At 74.0% G+C, this 20948-nt stretch carries 22 protein-coding genes; 11 read left to right on the top strand and 11 right to left on the bottom strand.

Annotation, left to right across the window (positions count from 1 at the left end):
• The first annotated feature begins 70 nt into the window (after positions 1-70).
• The 3 genes from AB0O21_RS29600 to AB0O21_RS29610 are packed head-to-tail and all read left to right on the top strand — an operon-like array spanning position 71 to position 3279.
• On the top strand, positions 71-1483 hold the full coding sequence (locus AB0O21_RS29600; RefSeq protein WP_365175913.1) for an aldehyde dehydrogenase family protein: 1413 nt from the start codon (positions 71-73) through the stop codon (positions 1481-1483).
• Positions 1484-1500: 17 nt separating this feature from the next.
• The gene (locus tag AB0O21_RS29605; RefSeq protein WP_365175914.1) at positions 1501-2580 is read left to right on the top strand and encodes a Zn-dependent alcohol dehydrogenase; all 1080 of its coding nucleotides are present in this window, start codon (positions 1501-1503) and stop codon (positions 2578-2580) included.
• A gap of 24 nt (positions 2581-2604) precedes the next feature.
• The gene (locus AB0O21_RS29610; RefSeq protein WP_365175959.1) at positions 2605-3279 is read left to right on the top strand and encodes a TIGR04222 domain-containing membrane protein; all 675 of its coding nucleotides are present in this window, start codon (positions 2605-2607) and stop codon (positions 3277-3279) included.
• Positions 3280-3640: 361 nt separating this feature from the next.
• Here the strand turns inward: AB0O21_RS29610 and AB0O21_RS29615 are convergent, their stop codons facing one another.
• Positions 3641-4300, bottom strand: a complete 660-nt coding sequence (locus AB0O21_RS29615; RefSeq protein ID WP_365175915.1) for a TetR/AcrR family transcriptional regulator — start codon at positions 4298-4300, stop codon at positions 3641-3643.
• Positions 4301-4378: 78 nt separating this feature from the next.
• Here AB0O21_RS29615 and AB0O21_RS29620 point away from each other — a divergent pair, with 78 nt between their 5' ends.
• Positions 4379-5530 carry an acyl-CoA dehydrogenase family protein gene (locus tag AB0O21_RS29620; protein ID WP_365175916.1) on the top strand — a complete coding sequence of 384 codons (1152 nt, stop codon included), beginning with the start codon at positions 4379-4381 and terminating at the stop codon, positions 5528-5530.
• A 40-nt stretch (positions 5531-5570) separates the two neighbouring features.
• On the opposite strand, the gene AB0O21_RS29625 is transcribed toward AB0O21_RS29620, so the two are convergent.
• A complete protein-coding gene (locus tag AB0O21_RS29625; RefSeq protein WP_365175917.1) occupies positions 5571-6263 on the bottom strand; it encodes an HAD-IA family hydrolase in 693 nt (230 codons plus the stop codon).
• Between the two features lie 116 nt (positions 6264-6379).
• On the opposite strand from AB0O21_RS29625, the gene AB0O21_RS29630 reads away from it, so the two are divergent.
• Positions 6380-6697: a YiaA/YiaB family inner membrane protein gene (locus AB0O21_RS29630; RefSeq protein WP_365175918.1), complete on the top strand. Its 318-nt coding sequence runs from the start codon at positions 6380-6382 to the stop codon at positions 6695-6697.
• A gap of 61 nt (positions 6698-6758) precedes the next feature.
• On the top strand, positions 6759-7394 hold the full coding sequence (locus tag AB0O21_RS29635; protein ID WP_365175919.1) for a TetR/AcrR family transcriptional regulator: 636 nt from the start codon (positions 6759-6761) through the stop codon (positions 7392-7394).
• Here the strand turns inward: AB0O21_RS29635 and AB0O21_RS29640 are convergent.
• Positions 7385-7846, bottom strand: a complete 462-nt coding sequence (locus AB0O21_RS29640) for a MaoC family dehydratase (protein WP_365175960.1) — start codon at positions 7844-7846, stop codon at positions 7385-7387. The two genes, AB0O21_RS29635 and AB0O21_RS29640, sit on opposite strands and share 10 nt — an antisense overlap.
• Positions 7847-7941: 95 nt before the next feature.
• On the opposite strand from AB0O21_RS29640, the gene soxR reads away from it, so the two are divergent.
• The gene (gene soxR / locus AB0O21_RS29645) at positions 7942-8385 is read left to right on the top strand and encodes a redox-sensitive transcriptional activator SoxR (RefSeq protein WP_365175920.1); all 444 of its coding nucleotides are present in this window, start codon (positions 7942-7944) and stop codon (positions 8383-8385) included.
• Here soxR and AB0O21_RS29650 read toward each other — a convergent pair.
• The 4 genes from AB0O21_RS29650 to AB0O21_RS29665 form a co-directional block, all read right to left on the bottom strand.
• Positions 8366-9139 carry a 3-keto-5-aminohexanoate cleavage protein gene (locus AB0O21_RS29650; protein WP_365175921.1) on the bottom strand — a complete coding sequence of 258 codons (774 nt, stop codon included), beginning with the start codon at positions 9137-9139 and terminating at the stop codon, positions 8366-8368. The two genes, soxR and AB0O21_RS29650, sit on opposite strands and share 20 nt — an antisense overlap.
• Positions 9136-9729: a hypothetical protein gene (locus tag AB0O21_RS29655; RefSeq protein ID WP_365175922.1), complete on the bottom strand. Its 594-nt coding sequence runs from the start codon at positions 9727-9729 to the stop codon at positions 9136-9138. Before AB0O21_RS29655 ends, AB0O21_RS29650 begins: the two co-directional genes overlap by 4 nt.
• A 100-nt stretch (positions 9730-9829) precedes the next feature.
• Entirely contained in the window at positions 9830-11152 is a 1323-nt protein-coding gene (locus AB0O21_RS29660) for a serine-threonine protein kinase (RefSeq protein WP_365175923.1), read from the bottom strand.
• Positions 11153-11286: 134 nt separating this feature from the next.
• Positions 11287-12522: a DUF1343 domain-containing protein gene (locus AB0O21_RS29665; RefSeq protein ID WP_365175924.1), complete on the bottom strand. Its 1236-nt coding sequence runs from the start codon at positions 12520-12522 to the stop codon at positions 11287-11289.
• A gap of 98 nt (positions 12523-12620) precedes the next feature.
• Here AB0O21_RS29665 and AB0O21_RS29670 point away from each other — a divergent pair, with 98 nt between their 5' ends.
• The 3 genes from AB0O21_RS29670 to AB0O21_RS29680 are packed head-to-tail and all read left to right on the top strand — an operon-like array spanning position 12621 to position 16009.
• Positions 12621-13385 carry an SDR family NAD(P)-dependent oxidoreductase gene (locus AB0O21_RS29670; RefSeq protein ID WP_365175925.1) on the top strand — a complete coding sequence of 255 codons (765 nt, stop codon included), beginning with the start codon at positions 12621-12623 and terminating at the stop codon, positions 13383-13385.
• Entirely contained in the window at positions 13370-15352 is a 1983-nt protein-coding gene (locus AB0O21_RS29675; RefSeq protein WP_365175926.1) for an AMP-binding protein, read from the top strand. The genes AB0O21_RS29670 and AB0O21_RS29675 overlap by 16 nt, the downstream gene beginning before the upstream one ends.
• Before the next feature lie 48 nt (positions 15353-15400).
• Positions 15401-16009 (top strand): TetR/AcrR family transcriptional regulator, encoded by a 609-nt coding sequence (locus AB0O21_RS29680; RefSeq protein WP_365175927.1) that lies wholly within the window; start codon positions 15401-15403, stop codon positions 16007-16009.
• On the opposite strand, the gene AB0O21_RS29685 is transcribed toward AB0O21_RS29680, so the two are convergent.
• Entirely contained in the window at positions 15948-17120 is a 1173-nt protein-coding gene (locus AB0O21_RS29685) for an alkene reductase (protein WP_365175928.1), read from the bottom strand. The genes AB0O21_RS29680 and AB0O21_RS29685 overlap by 62 nt on opposite strands.
• Positions 17121-17173: 53 nt before the next feature.
• Here AB0O21_RS29685 and AB0O21_RS29690 point away from each other — a divergent pair, with 53 nt between their 5' ends.
• Positions 17174-17530 carry a MerR family transcriptional regulator gene (locus AB0O21_RS29690; protein ID WP_365175929.1) on the top strand — a complete coding sequence of 119 codons (357 nt, stop codon included), beginning with the start codon at positions 17174-17176 and terminating at the stop codon, positions 17528-17530.
• Here the strand turns inward: AB0O21_RS29690 and AB0O21_RS29695 are convergent.
• The 3 genes from AB0O21_RS29695 to AB0O21_RS29705 all read right to left on the bottom strand — a co-directional run bounded on the left by AB0O21_RS29695 (position 17508) and on the right by AB0O21_RS29705 (position 20906).
• Positions 17508-18140, bottom strand: coding sequence for an acetate uptake transporter (locus tag AB0O21_RS29695; protein ID WP_365175930.1), 633 nt, complete (start codon positions 18138-18140; stop codon positions 17508-17510). The genes AB0O21_RS29690 and AB0O21_RS29695 overlap by 23 nt on opposite strands.
• A 467-nt stretch (positions 18141-18607) precedes the next feature.
• On the bottom strand, positions 18608-19840 hold the full coding sequence (locus AB0O21_RS29700; RefSeq protein ID WP_365175931.1) for an acyl-CoA dehydrogenase family protein: 1233 nt from the start codon (positions 19838-19840) through the stop codon (positions 18608-18610).
• 13 nt (positions 19841-19853) lie between these two features.
• Positions 19854-20906, bottom strand: coding sequence for a phosphotransferase family protein (locus tag AB0O21_RS29705; protein ID WP_365175932.1), 1053 nt, complete (start codon positions 20904-20906; stop codon positions 19854-19856).
• Positions 20907-20948: the final 42 nt, after the last annotated feature.

The raw sequence follows: 20948 nt of genomic DNA on the forward strand, positions 1-20948 counted from the left end.
TACCGGCGCTAGTTTGTAGGGTGTCCGCGAGGTCTGGTCTACGCGCTCGTGCGTGCTCGGGAGGAATGGCATGAAGGCCCACGACGGGATGTACATCGGCGGCGCGTGGCGGCCCGCCGCCGGAAGCGACCGCATCGAGGTCGTCAACCCGGCCGACGAGCAGGTCATCGCCTCGGTGCCGGCCGGCATCGAGGAGGACGTGGACGCGGCGGTACGGGCGGCCCGCGCGGCCCTCCCCGGCTGGGCGGCCACGCCCGCCGCGGAGCGGGCCGCCCTGATCGGCGCCCTGCGCGACGTACTGATCGCCCGCAAGAGCGAGATCGCCGAGACCGTCACCGCCGAACTGGGCTCCCCGCTCGGCTTCGCGGAAATGGTCCACGTCGGGTCGCCGATCGCCGTGGCCTCCTCCTATGCCGAGCTGGGGGCCTCGTACGCCTTCGAGGAGCGGATCGGGAACTCCACCGTGCTGATGGAGCCGGTCGGCGTGGTCGGCGCCATCACCCCCTGGAACTACCCGCTGCACCAAGTCGTTGCAAAGGTGGCACCCGCTCTCGCCGCCGGCTGCACCCTCGTCCTCAAGCCGGCCGAGGACACCCCGCTGACCGCACGGCTCTTCGCCGAAGCCGTGCACGAGGCGGGCATCCCGGCCGGCGTCTTCAACCTGGTGACCGGCACCGGCCCGGTCGCCGGGCAGGCCCTGGCCGCCCACGAGGGAGTCGACCTCGTCTCCTTCACCGGCTCCACCGCCGTGGGCAAGAAGATCGGCGCCACGGCCGGCGCCGCCGTCAAGCGGGTCGCCCTCGAACTCGGCGGCAAATCGGCCAACGTCATCCTGCCCGGGGCGGACCTGGCCAAGGCCGTCGCGGCAGGCGTGGGACACGTCATGAACAACGCGGGCCAGAGCTGCAACGCGCTCACCCGGATGCTCGTCCACCGGGACCACTACGAGGAGGCCGTCTCGCTCGCGGCCGACGCCGTGGCCAAGTACCCCACGGGCGACCCCCGCACGCCGGACACCCGCCTCGGCCCGGTGGTCAACGCCAAGCAGCACGAACGCGTCCGCGGTTACATCGCCAAGGGCATCGAGGAAGGCGCGCGCCTCGTCGCCGGCGGCCCCGACGCCCCGCACGAGCAGGGGTACTTCGTCGCCCCGACCGTGTTCGCCGACGTGACGCCCGACATGACCATCGCCCAGGAGGAGATCTTCGGCCCGGTGCTGTCGATCCTCTCCTACGAGGACGAGGAGGAGGCCCTGCGCATCGCCAACGGCACCGTCTACGGCCTCGGCGGCGCCGTCTGGGCGGCGGACGAGGAGACGGCCGTGGCGTTCGCCCGCCGCATGGACACCGGGCAGGTGGACATCAACGGCGGCCGCTTCAACGTGCTCGCGCCCTTCGGCGGCTACAAGCAGTCGGGCGTCGGCCGCGAGCTGGGCCCGCACGGTCTGGCCGAGTACCTCCAGACCAAGTCCCTGCAGTTCTGAACACGGAGACGACGACCATGGTCCGCGCCGCCATCCTGCCCGCCGTCGGAGCCCCGCTGGAGATACGGGAGATCGTGCTGCCCGATCCCGGCCCCGGGCAGGTCCGGGTGCGGCTCGCCGCAGCCGGGGTCTGCCACTCCGACCTCTCCCTCACCAACGGCACCATGAAGGTGCCCGTCCCCGCCGTCCTCGGCCACGAGGGCGCGGGTACGGTCCTCGCGGTGGGCGAGGGCGTCACCCACGTCGCGCCCGGCGACGGGGTGGTGCTCAACTGGGCCCCCTCCTGCGGGGAGTGCCACCACTGCGCCATCGGCGAGGTGTGGCTCTGCGTCAACGCGCTCACCGGGGTCGGGGCCGTCTACGCGCACGACGCGCAGGGCGCCCCGCTGCACCCCGGGCTGAACGTGGCCGCGTTCGCCGAGGAGACCGTCGTCGCGGCCGACTGCGTGCTGCCCGCGCCCGCCGGGATCCCGCTCGCCGAGGCCGCCCTGCTCGGCTGCGCCGTGCTCACCGGCTACGGCGCCGTGCACCACAGCGCCCAGGTCCGCCCGGGCGAGTCCGTCGCCGTCTTCGGCGTCGGCGGGGTCGGCCTGGCCGCCCTCCAGGCCGCCCGCATCGCCCAGGCGGGCCCGATCGTGGCCGTCGACGTCTCCCCGGCCAAGGAGGAACTGGCGCGGGCGGCCGGGGCGACCGAGTTCGTGCTCGCCTCCGACACCACCGCGAAGGAGATCCGGGGCCTCACCGGCGGCCGGGGCACGGACGTCGCCGTGGAGTGCGTCGGCCGGGCCGAGACCATTCGCGGAGCCTGGGAGTCCACCCGGCGCGGCGGCCGCACCACGGTCGTCGGCATCGGCGGCAAGGAGCAGCAGGTCACCTTCCACGCCCTGGAGGTCTTCCACTTCGCCCGCACCCTCACCGGCTGCGTCTACGGCAGCAGCGACCCCGCCCGCGACCTCCCGGTGATCGCCGAACACGTCCGGGCCGGCCGCCTCGACCTGGGCTCCCTCATCACCGACCGCATCACCCTCGACGGCATCCCGGCGGCCTTCGACGCGATGCTGGCGGGCAAGGGAGGCCGTTCGCTGGTCGTGTTCTAGCCGCCCACGGGCCCTGCGGGGTCCATTGCACGGCGGCGGCCCGCCCCGCCGCCCGGGCGGGCGGCGGCGCGGCCGTCCGAACCTCCGGCCGTTCGTGACATCGACGCCTACGAGGCGTCCTACCTGTGCGGCGGGCGGACCGCGGTGGCCGAGACCGCGATGGCGGCGCTGTACCTGGCCGGACGCCTCTCCGCCGTCACCGGCACCGACCGGGTGACGGTGGAGCCGTCCGGTGAGGACGGCGCCGGCCACGCGCTCCAGGCCGCCGTGGTCGCCTGCACGGCGGACGCGGCGAGCCGGGCGGCCCTGGAGCTGCGGGACGACACCGCGTACCACCCCGCCGTGGGGCGGCTGGTCGAGCGGCTCATCGCGGACGGCCTGGTCGTGGCGGCCGGATCCAAGAACCCGATGAACCGCCAGTACCCCACCGAGGCGGGTGTCGCCGCGCTGCGCCGCCTCTCCGAGCAGCCGCCGCCGGCCGACCCGGACGAGGCCAAGGTCCTCGAAGTGGCCCTGTACGGCCTGACCCGCCTTCCGCCGGGTGCGGTCCTGCCCGTTGCCGGGGCGGGGCCCAAGCCGAAGCCGTCCGGGAGGCACTGGCCCGGAACCGGCGGCATGGGCGGCGTCTCGCCCGAGTCCCCCGCGCGCCCGCACCGCGGCCGCGACAAGTACGACACCAGCTGCGGCGGCGGCATCTGACCCGGCCGCGGCCGGCCGAGCACCTCCGGGTCCGCCCGCACCTCCCGCCGGAGGGGCCCTGCGGCGCGCGCACGCAGGCCTGCCCACCAAGGCGCCACCGCAGACTCCAGGCGCCGGCCTCGGCCCGGCCCCGGCACGGGCCGGCGTCCGCGAGCCCGTCCGAGGCGCCTCCCCGATCCGCACCCCGACGCCCCCCCGCCACCCCCGAGCCGAGGGACCGACCGCCCCCGGCACCCCGACCGCCGCACGGGCGGACGGCCCCGCCAGCGGCGTCGGGCCCGCGCCGACCGGCGCCCCGGCCGCGGGAGGGACGCGGCTGCCCGGTGGGTCGCGGCGGCTCGCAATGCCGCACCGCGCCGCCTCACCTCGCGGACGCGCCCCCGTGCGCCAGCGCCTCGTACTGCAGGGACAGCCCGTCCAGCAGGGCCGTCAGGCCCGTCTCGAAGGCGCCCTCGTCGACCTCGCGGCGGCGTTCCGCCAGGAGGTGGGCCTGGCCCAGGTGGGGGTAGTCCGCCGGGTCGTACGCCGTCTCGTCGTCCACGAAACCCCCGGCGAAGGAGGCCACCGCCGAGCCCAGGATGAAGTACCGCATCAGCGCGCCGATCCGGGTCGCGTGCCCCGGCGGCCAGCCCGCCTCCGTCATCGCGCCGAACACCGCGTCCGCCAGCCGCAGGCCCGCCGGGCGGCGGCCCGGACCCCGTGCCAGTACCGGGACGATGTTCGGGTGGTCGGACAGGGCGTCCCGGTACGAGTGCGCCCACGCGTGCAGCGCTCCCCGCCAGTCCCGGCCCGCCTCCGGCTCGAACATCGACAAGTCGACCCGCGCGCTCACCGCGTCCGCGACCGCCTCCAGGATCTCGTCCTTCGTCCGGAAGTGGTTGTACAGCGACGGCCCGCTGACCCCCAGCGCCGCCGCCAGCCGACGCGTCGACACCGCGTCCAGCCCCTGCGCGTCCACCAGTGCGCCGGCCGCCTCGACGATGCGGGTTCTGCTGAGGAGGGGCTTGCGCGGTCTGGCCATGCGCCACATAGTAGGGCCTGCCCGCCATAAACTACCGGTGCTAGTTAAAGCCCGGGACGAGACGCCCGGAGGTGCCCGGTGGACATGGAGCTGAGCGAGGAGCAGGCCGCCGTACGCAGGATCGCCCGCGAGTTCACCGAGCGCGAGGTCGTCCCGTACGCCGCCGACTGGGACCGCGCCGAGAGCGTGGACCGGGCCATCGTGAAGAAGCTCGGCGCCCTCGGCTTCCTCGGCCTGACCGTCCCCGAGGAGTACGGCGGCTCCGGCGGGGACCACCTCGCCTACGTCCTGGTCACCGAGGAGCTCGGCCGCGGGGACTCCTCGGTGCGCGGCATCGTGTCCGTCTCCCTCGGCCTGGTCGCCAAGACCATCGCCGCCTGGGGGACCGAGGAGCAGAGGCGCGACTGGCTGCCCCGCCTCTGCTCCGGCGACGCGCTCGGCTGCTTCGGCCTGACCGAGCCCGGCACCGGCTCCGACGCCGGCAACCTCACCACCCGCGCCGTGCGCGACGGGGACGCGTACGTCGTCACCGGGGCCAAGACCTTCATCACCAACGGCACCTGGGCCGACGTGGTGCTGCTCTTCGCCCGCACCAACGACACGCCCGGCCACCGAGGGATCTCCGCCTTCCTCGTGCCCGCCGACACCCCCGGCCTCACCCGCCGCGAGATCCACGGCAAGCTCGGCCTGCGCGGACAGGCCACCGCCGAACTCGCCTTCGACGGCGCCCGCGTGCCCGCCTCCGCGATGCTCGGGCCCGAGGGCAAGGGCTTCTCGGTGGCCATGTCCGCGCTCGCCAAGGGGCGGATGTCGGTCGCGGCCGGCTGCGTCGGCATCGCGCAGGCGGCCCTCGACGCCGCCGTCTCCTACGCCGCCCAGCGCGAGCAGTTCGGCAAGCCGATCGCCCACCACCAGCTGGTCCAGGAGCTGATCGCCGACATCTCCGTCGACGTGGACGCGGCCCGGCTGCTCACCTGGCGGGTCGCCGACCTCATCGACCGCGGGCAGCCCTTCGCCACCGAGTCCTCCACCGCCAAGCTGTTCGCCTCCGAGGCCGCGGTCCGCGCCGCGAGCAACGCCCTCCAGGTCCACGGCGGTTACGGCTACGTCGACGAGTACCCGGCGGGCAAGCTCCTGCGCGACGCCCGCGTGATGACCCTGTACGAGGGCACGAGCCAGATCCAGAAGCTGCTCATCGGCCGCGCCCGCACCGGGGTTTCGGCCTTCTGAGCCCGCGCTCCACCCCTCGCGGGGAGGGAGGCGCGGCGCCTCAGCCGAGCAGGTCCAGGACGGGGGCGAGCCCGGCCGGGCGCCGGTCGACCGGCAGGTGCTCGACGAAGTGCACCGGGCAGCCCAGTGCGCCCGCACCGCCGTCCGCGGCGGGATCGTCACCAACCATCAGCACGTCGGAGGGTGCCAGGCCGAGCGCGTCACAGGCGGCCCGGAAGATCCTGGGATCGGGCTTCTGCACCCCCAGTTCGAAGGAGAGCACGTACGCGTCGACCAGCGTGTCGAGCCCGTGCGCCCGGAAGACCGGCCGCAGGTCCCAGCCGATGTTGCTGACCACGGCCACCGGGATCCCGCGCCTGCGCAGTTCCCGCAACGTCGTTTCGGTGTCGGCGTAGGGCCGCCAGGCGGCGGGCGTCCGGTGGCGTTCGTAGAGCGCCTCGACCAGTTCCGTCCCCGGGAGCCCGGCTTCCGCGGCCAGCGCGGTGTAGGCCGCTCGATGCAGGTCGGCGCTGATGTCCCGCTCCCGCCAGAGCCCCTCGATGTGCGGGGGGATGTGCAGCGGGTTCGACCCGCCCGGCAGGGCGCCGTACTCGGTCAACCGCCGCACCCAGTCCGCGAACTCCTCTTCCTCCACGGAGACGGCCGTCTGCGCCAACACCGCGCGAAGCCACTCCTCCGTCGACTCGATGCGCATCAGCGTGCCGGAGAAGTCGAACATCATTCCTTTGATCATGCCGGTGATGGTAAGCCGCCGAATCCGCCCTGGGGCAAGGGTCGGTGAACGAGCTGAGTACGTACGTGAGTACGCGCGCCCATGCGCCGACGGCGGTCCCGCCCGAAGCTGGACCCATGAACGAGACACCGGTCAAGCAGCAGAACACGGGGGCCTTCTACGGCCAGGCCGTCGCCTCCTTCGGCGTCGCCGCCGCCGCCGTGGCGCTGGGGATCTACAACCTGGACACGAACGGCTGGGTCCGCGCCTTCCTGGGCATCGCGGTGCTCTACCTGACGACCTCGGCCTTCACCCTCGCCAAGGTGATCCGCGACCGCCAGGAGGTCACCCAGATCGTCAGCCGGGTCGACCAGGCCAGGATGGAGAAGCTCATGACGAACTACGACCCCTTCGCTCCGAAGCCTCCGAAGCAGCCCACCGCCCAGGATCGCTAAGCGCTTGCTCACCCTCCGGTAAGGTGTTCATTTCCTACAGGGCGAAGAGGGTGAGCGAGCGATGGACAGCGCGGAGACCGGAGGCTACGTGCCGTGGTCGGAGGTCACCCCCGACGCAGCCAGGCGGCTCCTCGTGGCCGCCGTCGACGCCTTCGCCGAGCGCGGCTACCACGCCACCACCACGCGTGACATCGCCGGCCGTGCGGGCATGAGCCCGGCCGCGCTGTACATCCACTACAAGACCAAGGAAGAGCTGCTCCACCGGATCAGCCGGATCGGCCACGACAAGGCCCTGGAGATCCTGACCCTGGCCGCGGACGCCCCCGGCTCCGCCGCCGAGCGGCTCGACGCCGCCGTGCGGTCCTTCGTGGGATGGCACGCGGCCCATCACACCACCGCGCGCGTGGTCCAGTACGAGCTCGATGCTCTCGCTCCGGAGCACCGCTCCGAAATCGTGACCCTGCGCCGGCAGAGCGACGCCGCCGTGCGCCGGATCCTGGCCGACGGGGTCGCGGCCGGGGAGTTCGACGTCCCCGACGTGCCCGGCACCACCCTCGCCGTCCTGTCCCTGTGCATCGACGTGGCCCGCTGGTTCAGCGTCACCGGGCACCGCACGCCCGACGAGGTCGGCGCGCTCTACGCCGACCTCGTGCTCCGCATGGTGGCCGCCCGTTCCGGGCCCGCGGCTCAGAAGTAGTAGCGGGACACCGACTCCGCCACGCACACCGGCTTGTCGCCGCCCTCCCGCTCGACCGTGACGGTCGCCGTGACCTGCACGCCGCCGCCCGCCTCCGCGACCTCCGTGATCACGGCGGTGGAGCGCAGCCGCGAGCCGACGGGCACCGGCGCCGGGAAGCGCACCTTGTTCGTCCCGTAGTTGATGCCCATCTTCATGCCCTCGACCCGCATGATCTGCGGCACCAGACTGGGCAGCAGCGACAGGGTCAGGTAGCCGTGCGCGATGGTGGAGCCGAAGGGCCCGTCCGCCGCACGCACCGGGTCCACGTGGATCCACTGGTGATCGCCCGTGGCGTCCGCGAAGAGGTCGATCCGCTTCTGGTCCACCTCCAGCCACCCGCTCGGGCCGAGCGGTTCGCCGACCCCGGCGCGCAGTTCCTCGGCGGACGTGAACACCCTCGGCTCGGCCATGCCCTGCTCCCAGCTCTCGCAGACGAATAAGCGTTTGCTCAGCATGCTGGGACCGTGATGTGTATGTCAACGGACCTCCGGCTACCCTCGGCCGGGTGCCGCAGATTCCCGAGAACGTCCACGAACTCACCGTCGGCCAGCTGTCCGCCCGTAGCGGCGCGGCCGTCTCCGCGCTCCACTTCTACGAGGCCAAGGGCCTGATCAGCAGCCGCCGCACCACCGGAAACCAGCGCCGCTACACCCGCGACGCCCTGCGCCGGGTCGCCTTTGTCCGGGCCGCCCAGCGCGTGGGCATCCCGCTCGCCAGCATCCGCGAGGCGCTGTCCGAGCTCCCAGAGGAGCGCACCCCCAACCGCGAGGACTGGGCCCGGCTCTCGGAGGCCTGGCGCAAGGAGCTCGACGACCGGATCAGCCGGCTCGGCCGACTGCGCGACCACCTGACGGACTGCATCGGCTGCGGCTGCCTCTCGATGGAGACCTGCGCGCTGTCCAACCCGGACGACGCCATCGGAGCACGGGTCACCGGCTCCCGGCTGTAGCCGCGGGAGGCGGCGGCCCGGCGCCCACCGCGGCCGCCGCCTCCCGCACCAACACCCGGGCCGCCGCGACCAGTTCGGCGTTCGACCGCGCCCGCCGCCCGTCCGGGAGGTGCAGTACGTCCCCCACGCCGATCCGCGTGCCCGTACCGCACCGCGCGGCCAGCCGCAGCACCGGCCACGCGGCGGCCTCCCGCCCGAACAGCAGCACCGCCACCGGAGGCAGCCCGCGCAACCCGGCCACCAGCGCCGGATCGGCCGACGCGAGCTCGGCCGCGAGCCGCACCCGGCCCGGCTCGCGCACCGGCCAGGCCAAGAAGCGCGCCATCGGATCCGGCCCGGCGGCGCCGCCCAGCGGAACCACCGCGTCCACCGCCACACCCCGCCCCAGCAGCGCCCCCGCCAGCTCCTCGGCCCCCGGCTCCGCGAAGTGCACCACCGCCCGGTCCGGCAGCACCGCCCACGAGCGCACCCGCTCCAGCCGCCCCGCCGGATCGGGCTCGGCCCCGACGCCCGCCGGCACCACGAGGGGTACGCCGACCCCCGCGCCCCGCAGCGCCTCCAGCACCGGCCCCACCACCCGGGGCGAGAGGCTCTCCCGCCCGCACGGGGTCCGCGGGTGCACCAGTACCTCCCCGGCCCCCGCGGCGACCGCCGCCAGCGCCGACCCGGCCAGATCGGCCGGGGACAGAGGTACGGCCGCCCCGTCGGCGGCGCCGCGCGCACCGTTCACCGAAGCCAGCAGCAGCGGTCTCACGCGGCCCCCGCCCGGAGCGAATCCGAGGGAGCCTCCGCCAGCGCCGGTCTCGGCACCACGATCCCGCAGCCCGCGCACACCGGCCCGTCCCAGGCCCAGGCCCCCTCCCAGGCGCCGACCCGGACCACCGACGGCCACCGCAGCTCGACCTCCCCGCAGACCGGACACGCGGTGCCCGGCTCCGACTCCAGCGCCCTCACCAGCCGCCGCAGCACCTCGCCCAGCGTCCCGTCGGGCCGCACCCCCGGATCCGCGCACCGCACCACCGCATCCCCGCTGCCGCCCCACGCCCACTCGGGCCGGCGCAGCCCGTGGTGCTTCTCGCGCCGCCGCCGCTCCGCGAACTGCCGCTCGTACTCCAGCCACACCGCCCGGGCGTCCTCCAGCTCCTCCAGTGCGGCGACCAGCCGCAGCGGATCGGCCCCCCGGTCCTCGGGGGCGATCCCGTGCCGGTCGCACAGGTGCCACCACGTCGCCCGGTGCCCGTACGGAGCGAACCGTTCCAGGCAGCGGCGCAGCGAATGGCGCCGCAGGGCCCGGTCGTTGCGCGCGTCGCGCACCTGATAGGCCAGACTCCGGAAACCCGCCATCACACCTTCACCTCCACCTGTCCCGATGTGCCCAACATGCCCGGCCAGCCGAGGGCGCATGCGGGGCGGACGAGGCGTGCGGGTGTCACATGGCCGGAACTCAGCGCCCCATGCGCCCCGCGGTGACCACGAGTTCGGCCAGCTCGGCGTGGCAGATGTCGCTGTGCGCCCCCGAGGGGGCCCCGCCGCGGCGCACCACGGAACCGGCGTCCACGCTCACGCACCCGGACGACGGCACCCCCTCGCGCAGGGCCGCGTCCAGCGCGAGCCGCGGCGCGCCGGGCACCGCCTGCACCCCGTCGTGCCCGATGGCGCCCCACCGCCCGTCGAAGCCGAGCAGACCGGCCGAATCCCCGGCCATCCGGGAGGCCAGCGGGTAGAACACCTTCAGCGCCGAGTCGTGCGGGGAATGGCAGGCGACCACCGGTCCGTCGACCCGGCGCTGGAGGCCGCGCAGGGCGCCCCCGTGCCCCTTGTCGTGCGGGAGCCGGTCGCAGAACGCGTAGTGGGAGAAGGCTCCCTGGAGCAGGGTCAGGGAGCCGACGTACCGGGCGCCGTCCGGCAGCGCGCGCAGCGAGAAGGAGACCAGACGGGCCCCGAAGCTGTGCCCGATCAGATGGATCCGCAGAGCCGGGCGGGCAGCCGCCAGCTCCGTCAGGAAGGGGCCCAGGCCGCGCTCGCCGACCACCCCGGCCCGCCTTTTCATCTGGTAGTACGAGGCCTGCCGCAGCAGCTCCTTCGCGCCGCCCCACAGCCCGCGCAGCCCACCGCCCGCGGTGAGGCCCCGCTCGTCCCCGGCCCCCGGCGGCGGCGCGGCCCCCGCCTCCACCAGTGCGAGGGAGAGGGACCGGCACACCTCCACGGCCTCCTCGGTGAAGATCGCCGGAACCTCCTGGGCCGCCACGGCGGACAGCCCGTCCACCCCGACCAGCCGTCCCACGAGCGCCCCGAACTCCGCGAAGGCCGCCTCCGACCCGGGCCGCTCCTCCAGGAGCTCCGCGATCCGCTCCAACTCCGCGTCACGGCCCGGCCAGAACCCGCCGAGGGCCTGCCGGGTGCCCGGATCCAGCGCCGTGCCGAAGCCGGGCTCCGCGAGCGCGCCGGGCGCGTCGAAGTCCGGAATCGGCTCGTCCGAGAACCGGATCGAGGGCCATACGACCCCCACGTACCCCAGCCGCACCCCCGGCCCCACCAGCCCCGGGAAGGGGGCGAAGAACCGGTCGTAGAGCCGGGTCGAGGTGGACCGGTCGCTGTTCCAGCCGTGCGCGAAGACCAGCAGGTCCGTGGCCTCCATCCGCTGCACCGGCCCGTACGTGGACCGGTCCGCGTCCCCTTCGGAGTCGAAGGTCAGCTCCGCGTACGGCCCGACACCGATCCCGGCGCCGATCCCGGCCACGCTCTCCGCCATGAGGTCCCCCTCCATGCCGTGCATCCGCGAACCCGTGCATCCCGTCGATCCAGCATCCTGCCGACGCCCCCGCCCGGCCAGACCCGTGACGCCACCGGCCTGGGGGGTGTCCGGCGGATCAGGGCCGGGTCCGCGCCGTCGGACACCCCCTACCCGTAGAGCAGGTACTCCCCGCGCACCGCCTCGAACCGCGCCAGCCCCGCCGCCCAGTCGCCCGCGATCTCCTCCACCCCCGCCCCCGCGTCCACCATCGTCCGCACCCGGTCCGAGCCGGTCAGCCGGTCGATCCAGTGGTCCGCGCGCCAGCCGAAGCCGCTCCACACCCGGCGGGCCGTCACCAGCAGCCCGATCCCCGCCCGCACCGGGTCGAAGGCCTCCCGGTCGTGCACGATCAGCCGGACCCCGCCGCACACCTTCCCCAGGTGCTTCGAGAAGGTCGGCGTGAAGTACGCCTCCCGGAACCACACCCCCGGCAGCCCCAGCGCGTTCGCCGCTTCCGCCCACCGCCGGTCGATCCCCTCGGCGCCGACCACCTCGAAGGGCGTGGTCGTCCCGCGGCCCTCGGACAGGTTCGTCCCCTCGAACAGGCAGGTGCCGGCGTACGCGAGGGCCGTGTCCGGGGTCGGCATGTTCGGGCTCGGCGGCACCCACGGCAGCCCGGTCTCCCCGAAGAACGATCCCCGCCGCCAGCCGGCCATCGCCACCGTCCGGAGCCTGACCGGCCGGTCCGCCAGGAACTCCCCGTTGAACAGCCGCGCCAGCTCGGCCGCCGTCATCCCGTGCGCGAGCGCGATCGGCTCCCGGCCGACGAAGCTGGCGTACGCCCGCTCCAGCACGGGCCCCGCCGCCCGCCGGCCGCCCACCGGGTTGGGCCGGTCCAGCACCACCATCGCCTTGCCGGCGAGGGCGGCCGCGCGCATGCAGTCGTACAGGGTCCAGATGTAGGTGTAGAAGCGCGCCCCGACGTCCTGGATGTCGAAGACGACGGTGTCCACGCCGGCCGCCGTGAACACGTCCGCGAGCCGCTGCCCGCTCTTGTCGTACGTGTCGTACACCGGCAGCCCCGTCGCCGGATCCCGCCCGGCTCCCTCCGAACCGCCCGCCTGGGCCGTCCCGCGGAACCCGTGCTCGGGCCCGAACACCGCGACCAGGTCCACCCGCTCGTCCGCGTGCAGTACGTCGACCAGGTGGCGGGCGTCGGCGGTGATCCCGGTGGGGTTCGTGACCACGCCCACCCGCTGCCCGGCCAGCGCCGCGTACCCGTCCGCGGCGAGCCGCTCGAAGCCGGTCCGCACCCGCTCCGCCCTCGGCGCCGCTGCCCCGACCGCCCCCACGGCCCCAGCCGCCCCCGCCAGTCCCAACAACCCCCGTCGCGACAGAGTCATCCGGCCACGCTAGGCGTCGGCCCTCTTCCGCCCCGACATACCGACTGGTTAGTCTGCCCGCATCCGGCAGTCGGCCCCGTCCCCCGAAGGGTGTTCCCGTGAGCGCGTACCAGGACCAGCGAGTCGTCGTCACCGGCGCGGGCGGCGGCATCGGCGCCGCCCTCGCCCACCGCTTCGCCGCCGAGGGCGCCACGGTGGTGGTCAACGACCTCGACCCCGCCAAGGCGGCCGCGGTGGCCGGGGAGATCGGCGCCCGGGCGATCGCGGTACCCGGCGACGCCTCGGAGATCGTCGCCGAGGCCCGGGAAGCGCTGGGCGGGACGGTCGACGTCTACTGCGCCAACGCCGGACTCGCCTCCGGCGGAGACGCGTTCGCCGACGAGGCCGTCTGGGGGGCGGCCTGGGACACCAACGTCATGGCACACGTCCGCGCGGCCCGGCTGCTGCTGCCCCAGTGGCTGGAGCGGGGGAGCGGCCGCTTCGTGTCCACCGTCTCGGCCGCAGGGCTGCTGACCATGATCGGAGCGGCCCCGTACAGTGTCACCAAGCACGGGGCGCTCGCCTTCGCCGAATGGCTCTCGCTGACCTACCGCCACCGCGGTGTGCAGGTCCACGCCATTTGCCCGCAGGGAGTGCGCACCGACATGCTGACCGCCGCGGGCTCGGCGGGCGAACTCGTCCTCGCGCCGACCGCGATCGAGCCGGACGCGGTCGCGGACGCGCTGTTCGACGGCATGGAGAAGGGCCGGTTCTTGATCCTCCCGCACCCCGAGGTGGCCGACTTCTACGCCGCCCGGGCCACCGACCCGGACCGCTGGCTGGGCGGCATGAACCACCTCCAGCGGAAATGGGAAACCCCGTGACCTCCCCGTACGCGGCCAAGCCCTGGCTCGCGCTGCTCAGCCCGGCCCAGCGAGCGCCGCTCGCGCCGCCGCCCACCGTGCTGCACGCCTTCCGGGCGGCCGCCGCCCGGGCCCCCGAGCGCACCGCGCTGGCCTACTTCGACGGCCGGATCGGCTACGCGCACGCCGACGCGCTCTCCGACTCGGTCGCCGGCCACCTCGCCGCGCGGGGGATCCGCCGCGGGGACCGGGTCGCGGTCATGCTCCAGAACACCCCGCACTTCGTGCTCGCCGTCCTCGGCGCGTGGAAGGCCGGGGCGGTGGTCGTCCCGCTCAACCCGATGTACAAGTCCGGCGAGCTCGGGCACATCCTGCGCGACTCGGGGGCGGGCGGGCTGGTGTGCGAGGCCGGTGCGTGGGAGGGGTACGTCCGGGAGGCGGTGCGGGGGAGTGGCGTGCGGGTCGTCCTGACCGCGCGGGACCAGGACTTCCAGACCCGGAACGACCCCCGGGTCTTCCCCGGGCCCGCCGCGGGTTCCCGCTGCGCGGAGCCGTCCCCTCCCCGCCCTTCCACCGTTCCCGCCTCAAACGCCGACGCGGCTCCCAACGACCGGGGGCTCCGCCCCCAGGCCCCCGCGCCTCAAACGCCGGCGGGGCTGGCGGTTGCCCGGACGCCGGCCGGGCTGGGCGTCGATCGAGCGCCGGCGGGACCGGGTTCGCCCACCCCCGGCGCCGGGCCTGCGTCCGAAGGCGCCACCGTTGCCCGGCCTGCGGCCGAAGCCGTTCCCGCGCCTGGCGGGATGCCCGCGGCAGTGCCCGGGCAGGGCGGGAAGCCCGCGGCAGCGGCCGGGTCGGGCGGCCCGGAGGTGGCCGACATGCTCACCGTGGCCCGGCAGGGCCACCCCGCTCCGGCCGACCCGCGGCTCACCGCCGCCGACACCGCCCTCATCAGCTACACCTCCGGCACCAGCGGCACCCCCAAGGGTGCGATGAACCCGCACGGCGCGCTCACCCACAACGCCGTCCGCCAGGTCACCGGCCACCCCCTCCCCGAGGGCGCCACCTACTTCGCCCTCGCGCCCCTCTTCCACATCACCGGCATGGTCTGCGAGCTCTCCGCCTGCTTCGCCAACGCCGGCACCCTCGCCCTCGCCCACCGCTTCGACGCCGGAACCGTCCTCGACGCCTTCCTCGAGCACCGCCCCGCCTACACCGTCGGTCCCGCCACCGCCTTCATGGCCCTGGCCGCCCACCCCGCCGTCACCCCGGACCACTTCGCCTCCTTCCAGGTGGTCTCCTCCGGCGGCGCCCCCCTTCCGCCCGCGCTCGTCGACCGCCTGCGCGACACCTTCGGGTTCTACCTCCGCAACGGCTACGGCCTCACCGAGACCACCGCCGCCTCCGCCTCCGTGCCCGCACACCTCGAAGCCCCCGTCGACCCGGCCTCCGGCACCCTCTCCGTGGGCCTGCCCGGAGCCGACACCGTCGTCCGCGTCCTGGACGAGCAGGGCGCCGAGGTCCCGTTCGGCGAGACCGGGGAGATAGCCGTCCGCGGCCCCCAGGTCGTTCCCGGCTACTGGGGGCTGCCCGCCGACACCGCCACGGCCTTCCCGGACGGCGAACTGCGCACCGGGGACGTCGGGTTCATGGACCCCGACGGCTGGCTCTACGTCGTCGACCGCAAGAAGGACATGATCAACGCCTCCGGCTTCAAGGTCTGGCCGCGCGAGGTCGAGGACGTGCTCTACACCCACCCCGCCGTCCGCGAGGCGGCCGTCGTCGGCGTCCCCGACCCCTACCGCGGGGAGAGCGTGAAGGCGTACGTGAGCCTGCGCCCCGGGGCCTCGGCCGAGCCGGAGGAACTCGCCGCCCACTGCGCCGAGCGCCTGGCCGCGTACAAGTACCCGCGCCAGGTGGAGATCCTGCCTGTCCTTCCGAAGACGACCAGTGGCAAGATCCTGCGACGGGAACTGCGCGACCGCGGCTGAAAAGAGTCGGACGGTCGTACGAAGTACAGCGAAGGGAAGGTCAGCGCCATGGCGGCTGCCAAGACGACGGAGCCCGAGGGCACGCACGAAGCGCCGGTACCGCAGCGGCTGCTGGCCGTCGCCACCCGGCTGTTCGCCGAGCGCGGCTACGACCGTACCTCCGTCCAGGAGATCGTCGAGGCGGCCGGGGTCACCAAGGGCGCCCTCTACCACTACTTCGGTTCCAAGGACGACCTGCTGCACGAGGTGTACGCGCGCATGCTGCGCCTCCAGCAGCAGCGCCTCGACGCCGTGGCCGAATCCGACGCCCCCGTCGAGGACCGGCTGCGCGCCGCCGCGGCCGACGTGGTGGTCACCACCATCGAGAACCTCGACGACGCGATGATCTTCTTCCGGTCGATGCACCAGCTCAGCCCGGAGAAGTTCAAGCAGGTCCGGGCGGAGCGCCGGCGCTACCACGAGCGGTTCCGGGCGCTGATCGAGGAGGGCCAGCGCACGGGCGTGTTCTCCACCGCCACCCCCGCCGACCTGGTGGTGGACTACCACTTCGGGTCCGTACACCACCTGTCGACCTGGTACCGGGCGGACGGCCCGCTCACACCGCAGCAGGTCGCCGATCACCTCGCGGACCTGCTGCTGCGCGCACTGCGTCCGTAGGGAGCGTCCCGTCGAGCACGGGGTAGTCGGTGTAACCCTCCGCGCCGTGCACGTGCATCAGGAACTCGGGGCGGAGCTCGTTGAGCGGCGCGCCCGTGCGCAGCCGCTCCACGAAATCGGGGTTGGCGAGGAAGCCCCTGCCCAGCGCGATCAGATCGGCGCCCGCGGCCAGCAGGCGTTCGCCCCGCAGCTTGCCGCCGTCGGCCACGACCTCTTCGCGGGAGGTCACCGGGTTGGCGATCAGCGTGCCGGGCCACGCCTTGCGGATCTCCGCGAAGAGGGGCAGGTCCGGGTTCGCGTGGACCTGGTGCAGGTAGACCGGCCCGATCTCCGCGAGGGCCCTGACCAGCACCGGGTAGATCTCCTCGGTGTCGCCCTCCTCGACGCCGTTGACGTTCACCCCGGGCGAGATCCGTACGCCGACCCGCTCCGGCCCGATGGCCTCGGCGACGGCCCGCACCACCTCGACGGTGAAGCGGACGCGCCCCTCCACCGAACTGCCCCACTCGTCGGTGCGCAGGTTGGTGTTCCGCGAGAGGAACTGGTGGAGCAGGTACCCGTTGGCGGAGTGCACCTCCACCCCGGCGAAGCCCGCCTCGACGGCGGCCCGGGCGGCGCTCGCGAAGTCGGCGATCGTGGCCCGGATGTCCTCGGCCGTCATCTCGCGCGGCGTCACGGCGTCCTGGAGCCCGCCGGGGGTCTGCATCGGCTCGGGGAACGGCACCGGGGAGGGGGCGAGCGGGACCTGCCCGCCGGTGTCGGGGTGGCCGACCCGGCCGCCGTGCTGGATCTGGACGAACATCCGCCCGCCCGCTTCGCGCACGGCCTCGGTGACCCGGCGCCACCCGGCGGCCTGGGCGGGGGTGTGGATGCCCGGGATGTGCGGGTAGGTCCGGCCGACGGCGTTCGGAGTGGTGGCCTCGGCGATGATCAGCCCGGCCGAGGCGCGCTGTGCGTAGTACGTGGCCATGAGCTCGCCGGGGACCCCGTCGGCCCCGGCGCGGTTGCGCGTCAGCGGCGCCATCACCAGGCGGTTGGGGAGGTCCAGGCCGCCGAGGCGGGCGGATTCGAAGAGTCGGGATGCGGCGGATTCCTGCTGTGTGATCTTCATGCCGGTACCGTAGAACCTGACACCAGTGTCAGATTCAACACCAGGGGTGGAGCATGCGGATCGGGGAACTGGCGGCGCGGACCGGTGTCGGTGAGCGTTCGCTGCGCTACTACGAGACCCAGGGCCTGCTGGCCTCCGACCGGACGCCCGGCGGCCACCGGGACTTCCCGGAGCGGGCCGTGGACCGGGTGATCCGCATCCAGGAACTCTATGCGGCCGGCCTGAACAGTGCGAAGATCGCGCGGATCCTGCCCTGCCTGCGGGACGAGGACGGCGGCCCGACGGTCCGCACCACCCCGGCGCTGGTGGCCGAACTCAACGCCGAGCGGGAGCGGATCGACCGGCTGATCGGCGATCTCGTCCGCTCCCGCGAAGTATTGGACGAGGTCATCGCCACGGTCGCGGCCTAGGGAGGACCTTGCGGCCCCAGGTCTCCTCGGCCACCCCGGCGAAGGAGACGTACCAGGCGATGCCGGCGCACAGCAGTCCGAGGAAGCCGCCGACCCGGCCGAGGGCGGTGACCTCGGAGAGGTCGCCCAGCGCCAGGAAGAGGAAGGTCAGGGCCAGCACCGCGAACAGCAGCCGGTGCGCGAGGTCCAGCTTCATGGCCGCGACGGACATGTAGGCGGTGAACACGAACCAGGCCACGAGGAACCAGCCCGTGGCGACGTGCGCCTGGTCCGCCGGCAGCGTCGGGACGACGAACTTCACGTAGCCCGCGAACGACATCCAAAAGGATCCGTACGAGACGAACGCGGTGGTCCCGAAGGTGTTGCCGCGGCGGAACTCCATCACACCGGCGACGAACTGCGCGAGCCCGCCGTAGAACAGCGCGACCGGCAGCACGACGGCGCTGAGGGCCGCGTTCTCGATCAGGCCCGAATTGAACAGGCTGAGCACGAAGGTGGTCAGCGCGAACGCGGCCAAGCCGAGCGGCCCGGGGTTGGCCGGCGCCGGTGCCGGCGGCGCGGTCGCGGGGTGTGTGGCCTGCGGAGGGGCGGCCAGGGCGGAGCTGGGCATGACGAGGTACACCTTCACTGGGGGATGACCCGAACATATCGGACGGCCCGCCCGGCCTGGACCACCAAAAGTCCACTATCCGAGGCCAGAAGGCCCGCCCCGCCGGGGTCGGGTGTGCGGTGGGGCGCCCCCGCAGGGCGTCGAGCACAACCCCCCTCGGCCCTCCGACCCCTGGAAACGTTCGACGTCCGAGGAGGTGCCCCGGCGCGCGCCCGTCCCCGGCGGCCCCCTGTGTGCGGGCCGGGGGTGGGGGCCGCTGCGCGGAGCTGTCCCCCACCCCGCCCCTTCCCGAAACTGCGGGCTCCGCCCCCAGACCCCCGGTCCTCAAACGCCGGACGGGCTGAAAGGGCGCCTCAAGCGCCGGCGGGGCTGAAAGCGCGCCTCAAGCGCCGGCGGGGCTGGATCCGCTGCCGGGGTCCGACGCCCGGCCGGCCGCAGCCCCGTCCCGACCCGACCCCGCCGGGAGGCTAGCGGTACCGCTGAAGCTCCCGCCGCGCCAGCGACCGCTGGTGCACCTCGTCCGGCCCGTCCGCCAGCCGCAGCGTCCGCGCCGCCGCCCACAGCTCCGCCAGCGGCGTGTCCTGGCTCACCCCGCCCGCGCCGTGCAGCTGCACCGCGTCGTCCAGGATCCGCACCACCGCCCGCGGCGTCGCGATCTTGATCGCCTGGATCTCCGTGTGCGCGCCCCGGTTCCCGACCGTGTCCATCAGCCAGGCCGTCTTCAGCACCAGCAGCCGCAGCTGCTCCACCGTCACCCGGGCGTCCGCGATCCAGTTCTGCACGACGCCCTGCGCGGCCAGCGGCTTGCCGAAGGCGGTACGCGAAACCGCGCGCCGGCACATCAACTCGATGGCCCGCTCCGCCATGCCGATCAGCCGCATGCAGTGGTGGATGCGGCCCGGGCCGAGCCGGGCCTGGGCGATGGCGAAGCCGCTGCCCTCCTCGCCGATCAGGTTCGCCGCCGGCACCCGCACCCCGTCGAAGACCACCTCGGCGTGCCCGCCGTGGTCGTGGTCCTCGTACCCGTACACCGTCATCGCGCGGCGCACCTCCACGCCCGGCGTGTCCCGCGGGACCAGGATCATCGACTGCTGGCGGCGCGGATCGGCGCCCTCCGGATCGGTCTTGCCCATCACGATGAAGATCCGGCAATCCGGGTTCATCGCCCCGGAGATGAACCACTTGCGCCCGGTGACCACGTACTCGTCACCCACGCGCTCGATCCGGGTCTCGATGTTCGTCGCGTCCGAGGAGGCCACCTCGGGCTCGGTCATCGCGAAGGCGGACCGGATCTCCCCGGCCAGCAGCGGCTCCAGCCACTGCTTCTTCTGCTCCTCGTTCCCGAACTGCGCGAGCAGCTCCATGTTCCCGGTGTCCGGAGCCGCGCAGTTGGTCGCCATCGGCGCCAGGTGCGGGCTGCGGCCGGTGATCTCGGCGAGCGGCGCGTACTGGAGGTTCGTGAGCCCGGCGCCGTGCTCCGCGTCCGGCAGGCTGTGCTGGTCTACAAAGAAAAGGTTCCACAGCCCCTGGCGGCGCGCCTCGGCCTTCAGTTCACCGAACACGGCCGGGGTGTCCCAGGGCGAGGCCAGCCGCGCGCGCTGCCCGGCGGCGACGGGCTCCGCCGGGTAGACGTACTCCTCCATGAACGCGAGCAGCCGCTCACGGAGTTCCTCGGTCCGGGCGTCGAATGCGAAGTCCATGCTGATCGGCTCCTCAGCCTTCCTGGAGTTCTTGCAGGGTGGTCAGTCCGTGCTCGATGAAGACCGGCACCAGCTCGCCGATCCGGTCGAAGCCCGCCCCGACGGTCTGCCCGAGCGTGTAGCGGTAGTGGATGCCTTCGAGGATCACCGCGAGCTTGAACCAGGCGAAGGCCGTGTACCAGGCGATCGCCCCGGTGTCCCGGCCGGAGCGGGCGGCGTACCGCTCGATCAGCTCGGCGGGCGCCGGATGCCCCGGTGCCCCGCTCGTCGTACTGACCGGGGACTCGGCCAGCCCCAGGTCCGAGCTGTACATCACCAGCAGCCCGAGGTCGGTCAGCGGATCCCCGAGCGTGGACATCTCCCAGTCCAGCACCGCCCGGATCGTGTCGTCCGGACCGCCGATCAGTACGTTGTCCAGCCGGAAGTCCCCGTGCACCACGGCCGGCGCGGGGGAGTCGGGCAGCGCCCGCCCGAGCGCGCCGTGCAGCTCGTCGATCCCGGCGAGCTCCCGCCCCCGCGAGGCCGCGAGCTGCTTGCCCCAGCGGCGCAGCTGCCGGTCCAGGAAGCCCTCCGGCCGGCCGAAGTCGCCCAGCCCCACCGCCTCCGGATCCACGGCGTGCAGCTCGACCAGGGTGTCGACCAGGCCCAGCACCGCGCGCCGGGTGCGCTCGGGGCCGATCGCGGCAAGCTGTCCGGCCGTCCGGTAGGGCACGCCGTCCACGTACTCCATCACGTAGAACGGCGCCCCGAGCACGGACTCGTCCTCACACAGCAGCAGCGGCTCGGGCACCGGCACGGCCGTGCCGTGCAGCGCGGCGATGACCCGGTGCTCGCGCCGCATGTCGTGCGCGGTGGCCAGCACGTGGCCGAGCGGGGGCCGGCGCACCACCCAGCGGGCGGCCCCGTCCGTGACCTCGTACGTGAGGTTCGAGCGGCCGCCCTCGATCAGCCGGCCGCGCAGCGCCCCGGCCACGAGTCCCGGCCGGGCCCGGTCGAGATGACCGCGCAGCCGCTCCAGATCGAGGCCTCGCGGATCGGCTGGCGCTGAGGCCGATGCTGACGTCATGCTGCGCACCTCCGTGCGGAGTCGGCGACGGGTATCCGTGTG

The sequence above is a fragment of the Streptomyces sp. NPDC091371 genome (assembly GCF_040684275.1).
In the GTDB taxonomy this organism is placed as follows: Bacteria; Actinomycetota; Actinomycetes; order Streptomycetales; family Streptomycetaceae; genus Streptomyces.